4 protein-coding genes are annotated in these 11,594 nt (G+C 37.6%); 1 reads left to right on the top strand and 3 read right to left on the bottom strand.

What is annotated here, in order from left to right; all coding sequences use genetic code 11:
- Positions 1–66: 66 nt before the first annotated feature.
- Complete coding sequence (locus tag ACINWC141_RS18345) at positions 67–441, top strand: diacylglycerol kinase (protein ID WP_009393710.1); 375 nt, start codon at positions 67–69, stop codon at positions 439–441.
- Between the two features lie 171 nt (positions 442–612).
- Here ACINWC141_RS18345 and groL read toward each other — a convergent pair whose 3' ends face one another.
- From groL to ACINWC141_RS18360, 3 genes are all read right to left on the bottom strand, one after another.
- Complete coding sequence (gene groL, locus ACINWC141_RS18350) at positions 613–2,247, bottom strand: chaperonin GroEL (protein WP_004790490.1); 1,635 nt, start codon at positions 2,245–2,247, stop codon at positions 613–615.
- Positions 2,248–2,305: 58 nt separating this feature from the next.
- Positions 2,306–2,596 carry a co-chaperone GroES gene (locus ACINWC141_RS18355; protein WP_002120604.1) on the bottom strand — a complete coding sequence of 97 codons (291 nt, stop codon included), beginning with the start codon at positions 2,594–2,596 and terminating at the stop codon, positions 2,306–2,308.
- A gap of 240 nt (positions 2,597–2,836) precedes the next feature.
- On the bottom strand, positions 2,837–11,594 hold an 8,758-nt coding region (locus tag ACINWC141_RS18360; protein WP_009393533.1), incomplete at its 5' end, for an Ig-like domain-containing protein.

An 11,594-nucleotide genomic window follows, 5' to 3' on the forward strand; every position in this document is an offset into this window, starting at 1 on the left:
AAAGATTTAATAATTTTTTAAGACCCAAATTATATAATGCATCAAATGTGTCAGAAATATAAGTAAATGAATAGCTATTCTCCTTATAAAGGCAAAACTGGTCTTAAGCGTATATTAAATGCAACCGGCTACTCGATTTCCGGTTTTAAAGCAGCGTATAAAAATGAGGCAGCTTTTCGTCAAATTGTTTTGATTAACCTTATTTTAATTCCAGTTAGTTTTTTTCTTGATGTAAGTCGTAGTGAACATGTATTACTCATTATTGTATGTTTGTTTGCAATGATCGTTGAACTGTTCAATTCGGCTATTGAAGCAGTCGTTGACCGAGTTTCTCTTGAAAAACATCAGCTTTCTAAAAATGCAAAAGACATGGGAAGTGCTGCTCAATTTGTTGCACTTTCTATCATTGCCATTACATGGTTGTTCATTTTATTAGGATAAAAAAAACCATGCTTATAAGGAAATAAGCATGGTTGTAACAAAGAGGAACTTCTAGCTGCTGTTCCTGTTTTTTAATATAAGTTATTGAACTTAACTATTTCTTAAAATCACATAAAAATAAAAAATCCCTGCTTAAGCAGGGATTTTTTTGGTTAAAGCGTTGATGCGTTATTACATCATTCCGCCCATACCACCCATACCGCCCATATCTGGAACAGCTGGTTTATCTTCTGGAATGTCAGTAATCATACATTCTGTAGTTAACATTAAACCAGCTACAGAAGCAGCGTGTTCAAGTGCAGAACGAGTTACTTTAGCTGGGTCAAGAATACCCATTTCTAACATATCGCCATATTCGCCAGTTGCAGCGTTATAACCGAAGTTACCTTCACCCGCTTTAACTGCATTGATAACTACAGATGGCTCATCACCAGCATTTGAAACGATTTGACGAAGTGGAGCTTCGATCGCACGACGTAAAATATTGATACCCGCTGTTTGATCTTCGTTAGCACCTTTTAGGTTGTCTAATACATTTACAGCACGTACTAGCGCAACACCACCACCAGCAACCACACCTTCTTCAACTGCTGCACGAGTTGCATGAAGTGCGTCGTCTACGCGGTCTTTCTTCTCTTTCATTTCAACTTCAGTTGCCGCACCGATTTTAATTACAGCAACACCGCCTGCTAATTTAGCAACGCGTTCTTGTAATTTTTCACGGTCGTATTCTGAAGAAGATTCTTCAATTTGAGCACGGATTTGCTGAACACGCTCAGCAATAGCAGCTGCATCACCAGCACCATCAACAATTACAGTGTTTTCTTTAGAAACAGTGATCTTGTGTGCAGTACCTAAATCTTGAAGAGTCGCTTGCTCTAAAGACATACCAACTTCTTCAGAAATAACAGTTGCGCCAGTCAAGATCGCGATGTCTTGAAGCATTGCTTTACGGCGGTCACCGAAACCAGGAGCTTTAACAGCACATACTTTGATAATACCGCGCATGTTGTTTACAACAAGTGTAGCAAGCGCTTCGCCTTCAACATCTTCAGCGATGATAAGAAGTGGTTTACCAGTTTTCGCAACTGCTTCTAAAACAGAAATCAATTCACGAATATTACCGATTTTCTTGTCAACAAGAAGAATGAACGGGTTTTCAAGCTCAGCTGTTAAAGTATCTTGCTTGTTTGCAAAGTACGGAGAGATATAACCACGGTCAAACTGCATACCTTCTACAACGTCTAAAGCGTCTTCGAAGCCAGAACCTTCTTCTACAGTGATTACGCCTTCTTTACCTACTTTTTCCATCGCTTGAGCGATAAGTTTACCAACAGTAGTGTCAGAGTTAGCAGAGATAGAACCAACTTGTTCGATCGCTTTAAAATCATCAGCAGGTTTTGCATTTGAACGGATATTTTCAACTACAGTTTTTACTGCGATATCGATACCACGTTTTAAATCCATTGGGTTCATACCTGCAGTTACAGATTTGATCCCTTCATTTAAAATTGCTTGAGCAAGTACAGTTGCAGTTGTTGTACCGTCACCAGCGATATCGTTAGTTTTGCTAGAAACTTCACGAACAAGTTGAGCACCCATGTTTTCAAACTTGTCTTTTAATGAAATTTCTTTAGCAACAGTTACACCGTCTTTAGTGATGTGCGGAGCGCCGAAAGAACGGTCAATAACAACGTTACGACCTTTAGGGCCTAAAGTCACTTTAACAGCATCTGCAAGTACGTTTACGCCTGCAATCATTTTTGAGCGAGCTGAATCACCAAATTTTACGTCTTTAGCTGACATATTAAACTCCGAATCTTTTTAAATACTGAATCTGATAATGAATTGAGTTATGGATTGATTAGCCTTCCAATACAGCTAAAATGTCTGACTCTTTCATGATTAAGAGTTCTTCACCACTTACTTTCACTGTTGTACCTGCATAAGTACCAAACAATACTTTGTCACCAACTTTAACATCCAAAGCACGTACGCCATTCTCAGTGATTTGACCATTACCTACTGCAATTACTTCACCTTGAGATGGTTTTTCAGCAGCAGAACCTGGAAGTAAAATACCACCAGCAGTTTTGGTTTCTTCTTCTACGCGACGAATTACAACGCGATCATGTAATGGACGAATGTTGCTCATAATTAACTCCATCAGACTAAGTCTTTTTGATTAATCGTTACTGCCATAATCCATAGCAATAACAAAATATTTAGATGTCACTTTTGTGGGGATGAAAAAAAACGCTTCAAGGGGAAAATGAAAAAAAACTTATCTTTTTTGGTCATTTTTTAACAGGTTGTGAAGAGTTTTTATTAAATTTAAAGCACAAAATAAAAGGGACTATTTTCATAGCCCCTTTTATTAATAGAAATAACAATATTAAACAACAAGTTGTTGGTTATTCAACAGTTCATGCAATGTTGTATTTACATGATTCAAAGTAATCAATGAAATACTACTAAACATTGTACCTTCACCATCTCGGTCAAGACTAATAGTCGTGTTTCCAGCGTCTTGCTCTACAGTAATAAATTTCGCTAATGTGCTCACATCTTTAGAATAGTCAATTAATAGTTCACTTAAATCAATTATGTCTGCTTGAGTATCAGTTCTTACATCACCTAAAGTAAAATCTAACACTGTGTCATGTCCATTTCCGCCAGTCGCATCTTGGCTATTTAGCAATTGGAACAGAATGGTATCGGCACCTTCATTAGTCATATAGGTATCGTTACCTTCACGCCCATTCAAAACGTTATTACCAGAGTTACCTGTTAAAAGATTATCTAAAGCATTGCCTGTTGCATTTAGATGAGCAGAGCCAACTAACTCCAAGTCTTCAACATAACGACCACTTTCCAAAAACGAATCTACAGTCGTTGGATCATTTACTGTTTGATATAAACCAACCAAACTGTAATTAACAGAACTGATAATTTTATCGTGTCCCCCTAAATCCACATCCTTATAATCAAACCCAACTAGTTGAGGTTCCAAATAACCATTTTGGACCCAAATACTTTCATAATGGCTTGTATCAATCCAAGTCTCTTCATTATGACCATCAAACACATATTGTTGCTCATAATAGCCTTGCTCAATCCATTGAGATTCATAATGCCCATCTTGAACGAACTGTTGTTCAAAATGTCCTATCTCTTCAGTATAAGGACCCGTTAGTCCATATCCTGGCTGCCATTGATTTAAATTACAATCATAATAACTATTAACATATTGATTATACGAACCATCATCCAAATAGTAATTTACGCCATGTTGATCAGTATAGACATCTCTTGTGCCATCAACGATCCATATATCTTGATAATAACTTGTATCAATCCAAATATCTTGGGGGTAACTTGTGTCAATCCAAACATTCTCAAAATGGCTTGTATCTACCCATATATAATCAGTATAACCAGAAGCTACCCATTGCTCCTCATAATGACTTGTATCTATCCAGACATCCTCAAATACTTCAACAAGAGCAACTCCATACTCTTGAACAAAATCACTTATATGATCAACTACATACGTATTATCCGTAGCATCACCTTTAAACTGATCAACAGTGATTGTAGTTAAATCACTAATTGCTTTATTGATAGTTTCACTACGATTTCCAGCACGATCAATAACGGTAAAGTCAAATGATGTTGCATTCCCATACATATAATTAGAAAAAGTTCCATCTGCCATGACCGTAGTACTCGTTACAGAAGGTTCTTGATTAGCAAAATAATAAGTGACTTCAACAGTAGCATTGCTTTCGGCATGTCCTACCAGCCAATTACCCCCTTCATTTATGGCAAGCTGGGTGACCACTTTCGGTGCTGTTGTATCATTTATAGCAACAACCGTTGTACCCACACTCACATTTTGATTGGTATCAACTACTTTTACCGTCAATGTTTCGCCATGCCAATATTGTGACCATAATTGTGTTAAGAAACTACCTTCTCTTCCGACAGTAGTTTGCCCAACCTGATTATTATTAGCATCAAAAATATTAACAATTGAATATGCTTCCGCTTGTCCTGAAAGTACATTTCCATCTTCTAACACAAGCTGAGTTGCTGCATTTGGCGCGACAATGTCTATAGGTGCCTTAATTTCGGTGTAAGCGCTTTGATACCCATTATGCTCCACAACAACGCGTAAAGTTTGCCCATTAGCCTGCGGCGGGTATAACTGGATATTAAAATGCCCCACTTCATCTACATAACCACTGGCAATAGGATTACTATGTATATCAAAAATACGCACACTACTATCTGGTGTAGCAGTTCCCTCAATAAAGAAACCATTTGCAGATACGATAACATGATCTGCTGATGGTGGTGCATTAGTGTCTAGATTAAAAGTAATATTAAATGGGGTACTTTTATTGTTAGCTAAATCCGTTGCCGTGATAAATAACTGCTCTCCACGTAATAGGGGTGGATAAATACTAGTACTGAAATATCCTAATTCATCCGATTGAGATTCTGCTCGTAAATTCCCATCCGCATCCATTACCTGAATGATTGCTTTTGAATCAGTTTGCCCAGTAATACCATATCCATCATTGTTAATTATCACTTCATTAATTACTGGAGCAATATTGTCTAAAGGCGCAATAATTTCAGTGATTAGGCTATATTGATTGGTATTATGGTCATAAACTCGAACTTGTAATGTCTGCTCCTGTAAATAATAGTCATTTAACTGAATAGCAAAACTACCATCCTCATTCACTGTACTGTCCCACAACCAATTAATGCTCTGACCATTGACTGATGTTACAGCGACCATCATCCCCGCTGTTGCCTTTCCTGTCAGAATATGGCCATCTACATCCAGTTTTAGCTCTGTTGCAGCAATTGGTGAGTTGGTTAATAAAGGTACTATTTCGTGAACAACTTCACTGCGGTTACCAGCTTTATCTTTGACAACGATACTTAAATTTTGTGTCTGGTATTGACTCAAATTGATCCATTGATTAAAGACCCCACCATATCCAACATCAGTTGTTGTGATAACTGCACCATATTGATCAATAATTTCAATCGTTGCATTTGGCTCAGCCTCACCAAAAAGCAATCCGTCTGACGTTAACGTAATATTTGAAGCAGTTGGCGGTGCAACATTATCAATTAAAGCATTTTGTTTAACTTCTATACTTCGGTTACCCGCTTGATCAATTACAACAAAAGTAAGCTCTTCCCCATGTAAATAAACCTGATATAAATAACCCGAAGCCTTACCAGTACTGTCTACATAACCAGAACCTATCACGTCACCAGCAGCATTTTTAACTTCGATATGACTATTTGCTTCAGCTTGTGCTGAAAAGTTTTGACCATTTTCATTGAAAATGACGTTTTCAATCGGATTTGGCATAACGTCATCAAGTAAAGCATTTAACCTCACTTCAGCACTACGATTACCAGCACGATCTACTACAAAAAAAGTAAGCTCCTCTCCATTTAAATACACTTTATAAAAAGAGCCTGATACATTACCCTCACTGTCTACATAACCAGAGCCTATAACTTCACCAGCAGTATTTTCAACTTCGATTCGATTTTCTGCTTCTGCTTGTGCACTAAAACCTCGTCCCTCTATATCAAATATAATATTTTCAATTGGATTCGGTGCAATATCATCAATCAAAGCATTTTGCTTAAATTCACTACTTTGATTGCCTGCTTTATCCATAACGGTAAAAGTGAGTTCCTCACCTTTTAAATAAACTTGGCTGAAGTGACCTGAAACATTACCAGTACTATCTACATAACCATAGCCTATAAACTCACCCACAGCATTTTTGACACTAATAAAACTATTTGCTTCTGCTTGTGCTGTAAAGCTTTGGCCATCTATACCAAATATAATATTTTCAATCGGTTCTGGCGTAATGGTATCCACCAAAGCATTTAACTTAAGTTCGACACTGCGATTACCCACTCTATCTATAACAACGAAAGTTAATTCTTCTCCATGTAAATAGACTTGATAGAAGTAACCCGTCACATTACCAGTACTATCTACATAACCATATCCTACAGATTCACCAGCAACATTTGTGATTTCTATATGACTATTTGCTTCTGCTTGCGCTGTAAAGTTTTGACCGTTCGCATCAAATATAATATTTTTAATCGGATTTGGTGCAACATCATCAAATGGAGACTTAACTGTAATAGCTTCACTCACATTTCCAGCTCGGTCTTTAACAGTAACTGTGAACTCTTCACCATGTAAATGGTAATTACCTAGAGAAATGTTGAATGTACCATCAACATTTACGCTCTGACTCCACGTATTCACCTGTTGACCATTCTGATCAAAAATCTGGATGAAGGTATTTGGCTCAGCTACACCAGAAAGGGATGAACCATCTTCACTAAACATGAGATTACTTGCAGCCAAAGGAGCAACATCATCAATCGGTGCTTTTACAGTAACCCCACCACTCAAATTACCAGCCCGATCTACTACAACTACTTTAAACTCTTCACCATGCAAGTAGTTACTGTATAAAGAGATGTTAAATGTTCCATCCCAATTAACATTATTATTCCACTGATTTACCAATTGCCCATTCTGATCAAATATTTGAATTGTCGCATTTGGTTCAGCGATACCAGTTAGATATGAACCATCTTCGCTAAATACTAAATTAGTCGCATTTTCTGGTGCAGTATTATCAAGAAAGGCTGTTTGTTTTACTTCAACACTGCGATTACCAGCTTGATCAATCACAACAAAAGTGAGCTCCTCACCTTTTAAATAAACTTGATTCAAGTAACCCGAGACATTACCAGCACTATCTACATAACCAGTACCTACAACCTCACCTACAGCATTTTTAACTTCAACTTTGCTATTTGCTTCTGCTTGCGCTGTAAAGTTTTGACCATTTTCATTAAAGATAATGTTTTCAATCGCGTTCGGAACAATATCATCAATCAAGGCATTCTGCTTGACCTCTGTACTGCGGTTACCCGCTCGGTCAACGACAACAAAAGTGAGTTCCTCTCCATGTAAATAGACTTGATATAAATAACCTGAAACATTCCCCATGCTATCGGTTGAACCAGATCCTATGACTTCACCAGCAGCATTTTTGATTTCAATCTGAGTGTTTGCTTCTGCCTGAGCTGTAAAGTTCTGTCCGTTCGCATCAAGTACAATATTTTCAATTGGATTTGGTGCAATATCATCAGTTAAAGCGTTTTGCTTAACTTCTGTACTACGGTTACCCGCTCGGTCAACGACGACAAAAGTGAGTTCTTCTCCATGTAAATAGACTTGATATAAATAACCTGACACATTACCAGCGCCATCTACATAACCAGAACCTACGACCTCACCTGCAGCATTTCTAACTTCAACTTGAGTATTCGCTTCCGCTTGTGCTGTAAAGTTCTGTCCGTTTGAGTCGCATACAATATTTTCAATCGGATTTGGCGCAATATCATCAATCAAGGCATTCTGCTTAACTTCTGTACTACGGTTACCCGCTCGGTCAACGACAACAAAAGTGAGTTCTTCTCCATGTAAATAGACCTGATACAAGTAACCTGAAACATTGCCCATGCTATCTGCGGAACCATACCCGATTACATCACCATTGGTATTTTTAATTTCAATCTGGCTATTTGCTTCAGCCTGAGCTGTAAAGCTCTGTCCATTGATATCTAATACAATATTTTCAATGGGATTTGGCGCGGCATCATCATTCAAAGCACTCTGCTTGACCTCTGCACTGCGGTTACCAGCTCGATCTACTACAACAAAAGTAAGTTCCTCACCGTGTAAGTAAACTTGCGGGAAATAACCAAATACATTACCTAAGCTATCGGTATAACTAGTAGTAATCTTATTTCCATCCTGATCGAATACATCAATAGAGCTTCCAGCTTCTGCATGAGCTGTAAAGCTTTGGCCATCTTCGTTGAAGATGATATTTTCAATCGGGTTTGGTGCAATGGTATCAATTAAAGCATTTTGCTTAAATTCGATACTGCGGTTACCAACTCGATCTATGACAACAAAAGTAAGCTCTTCACCATGTAAATAGATTTGATTGAAAAAGCCTGAGACATTACCCGCACTATCTGTAGAGCCCCAACCCGTCTGATTACCCAATGAATCAAAAACTTCAATCTGACTATTTGCTTCTGCTTGTGCTGTAAAGTTTTGACCGTTTGCATCAAGTAAAATATTTTTAATTGGATTTGGTGCAATATCATCAAGTGGAGCTTTAATTGAAACAGCTTCACTCACATTTCCGGCTTGATCTTTAACAGTGATCGTGAATGCCTCTCCATGTAAATTATTGCTACCTAAGAAAACAGTAAATGTACCGTCCGAGTTTATGGTGTTATTCCATATATTCACGAGTTGACCATTATGATCAAAAACCTGAATCGTAGTATTCAGTTCTGCTACACCCGTAAGATATGAACCATCTTCTGAGAAAACTAAATTACTGGCTGGTGTAGGAGCAACCGTATCAGCGGTAATTACAGTATCGGTGCTTACTTGCCCACGAGCATCCTTAATTGATAAGAACAACTGCTCACCATCAACAAGAGGGCGATCAAGCTGGAGCTTAAAATAACTTGATCCATTCCAGCTATTATCTTCACCAACTTTAATCTCAGCTACAACTTCACCTTTGGCATCTTTAACAATGAGAGTACTATTATTTTCAGCTTGCCCACTTATCACTCCGTCTGAAGTAAAGCTATCTACATAGGGAGCAAAAGCATAGTTAGGCGCCTGTATCTGCGCTGCTAAACTTACATTTCCATTTACATCGGTAGCCGTGACATAGACCGTCTCAGCATTAGTTAAAAACATACCTAATTCTATCGAGAAACTTCCACTCTCGTCGGTCCAGTTATTCCAAAACCATTTATTAAGAATGTTTCCTTGTCCATCTTTAACTAAAATTTCAGAGAAAGGTTCTGCATGACCATAAACTAAATCGCCAGCATCATTGAAATTTAAATCTGTCGGAACAGGTGGAGGAGTCAGATCTACAACAATATTCTGATCAGGGCTAGTCAAACCTTTATTATCAATAATTTGAACGGATATTTGCTCTCCATCAATTAAAGGTCGGTTTACACTCAAGCTAAAATGACTAAATTCATTCCAACTATTGTCATCACCTAATGTAACCTTTCCTAATTCATTACCGTCAGCATCACGCACAATTACCGTACTATTATCTTCAGCAAACCCAGAAATTAAGCCTTCTTGTGTAATACGTTCAACATGTGGAATATAAGCAAAGTTTGGTACTTCAATTAGGGTTTCACTTGTATTTTGATTTTTATCTACTACTTGTACGGTAACCGATTCGCCTTCTTTTAAAAACTGGAACACATGTAAACTTGCAAAACCTTGCTCATCTGTAACACCTGTAGCAATTAAATTGCCATCTCCGGAAAATGCACGAATAAAGCTGTTCGGCTCATTAACATGTACTGATAAAGTTTCACCACTAATATCAAACTGTGGAGTTTCTAAGAAAATTGCGGGCGTATAGTCTGCGGTTATGTATTGTGGATGACCTGAAACATTATCTTTATCGGTAGAGATAATAATTTGAGTACCTTCCTCCAAAGATTGATCGAGGGACAAAGTAAATGGTCTGACTTCACCTAATGCCATTATACTAAAAGGCGTAATACCTGAGCCCTCAAATGCAGTAGAGTTAAACTCTTGTAGAATATTTCCATTCTGATCTTTTACAATAAAATGACTGCCTTCGGTCGCATAACCAGTGATCACACCTTCTGGAGTAATTCTTGTAATACGAATAGCAGGAACTTCAGTAACTAGGCCAATTGACGAATTTTCACTGCTGTATCCATTATAAGTAGCGACTGCATAAACCTCATCATTTGAGCTAATTGAAAGATTTTGTAAGGTGAAGTTACCCTCTTCAGTAGCTATTGTAGTTGCAAGCCAGTCACCATTTTTATTGTAGATATCGACCTTACTTCCTTTATATGCGCTACCCGAGATGATAGCTCCATCTATATTATTAAAGGTTAGTGAATCTAGTGTTGGTGAATTCGGAGTATGATCTACATTATAATTTTGAATCTGTTTAATAATCGCTGTATTGCCAGCTTGATCAGTAAGGCTAATATCTATTGATATATTGGTTTGCGATTCTTCTGACCACAGGAACTCTGCTGGAATTTCAGCAACCCATTCTTGGGTTAACTCATCAAAATGAAAGTTATAAACAACATCATTTAATGTCGTATTTATTGAAGTCAGTGAGCTATTTAAATCTGTTGGTAGATTATCTACGTCCAGTCTTATAGAAATAACTTGATCTTTTTCATCCAGGCTTATTGCATTGTCTTCAGTAATCGGCTTTACAGTTATTGTAGTTAATTCAATATTTAAGGAATTATCTACAACTACTTTTTGCACAGCAGTTTCTGATGTGTTACCCGCAAGATCCGTCACCACAGCTTTATATTGATAAATACCATCAGCTAAATCTTTTTGTTCAGCTCTTGTTTCCTGCCAAGTTTTTCCGTCATCTTTTGAAACTTCATAGTGGTCTAGTAAAGCAGCTTGTTCACCGATCACAATTGGTTGAGCTAGCTTCAAAGTAAAATTATTATCTTGTGTAATCTGGTCTGTGGCCAAAATACCTGTATCAATTAAATCAGATAAAGTCAGTTGACCTGCTTGCGGTGCCGTTGTATCGACAACCACTTTTTGTACAGCCGTTTCCGATGTATTGCCTGCAAGATCAGTCACTACAGCTTTATATTGGTAAACTCCATCAGCTAAATCTTTTTGAGCGACCGTTGTTTCCTGCCAAGTTTTTCCTTCATCTTTCGATAGCCAGTACGTGATTTGACTATTCACTTCTTGTCCACTAACTTTTAAATCAAAAGTTTTATCTTGTGTAATTTGATCCGTTGCTGAAACACCTGTATCAATTAAATCAGATAAAGTCAGTTCACCTGCTTTCGGCGCTGTAGTATCTACCGTGACTTTTTGTATAGCGGTTTCCGATGTATTACCTGCAAGATCAGTCACTACAGCTTTATATTGGTAAACTCCATCAGCTAAATCTTTTTGAGCGACCGTTGTTTCTTGCCAA

The organism is Acinetobacter sp. WC-141 (genome assembly GCF_000313935.1).
Taxonomy (GTDB): domain Bacteria; phylum Pseudomonadota; class Gammaproteobacteria; order Pseudomonadales; family Moraxellaceae; genus Acinetobacter.

What these genes read in the sequence shown, in the direction of transcription:
- ACINWC141_RS18345 (WP_009393710.1), top strand. Translation starts at nt 67, where the DNA reads ATGAATAGCTATTCTCCTTATAAAGGCAAAACTGGTCTTAAGCGTATA.
- groL (WP_004790490.1), bottom strand. Translation starts at nt 2,247, where the DNA reads ATGTCAGCTAAAGACGTAAAATTTGGTGATTCAGCTCGCTCAAAAATG.
- ACINWC141_RS18355 (WP_002120604.1), bottom strand. Translation starts at nt 2,596, where the DNA reads ATGAGCAACATTCGTCCATTACATGATCGCGTTGTAATTCGTCGCGTA.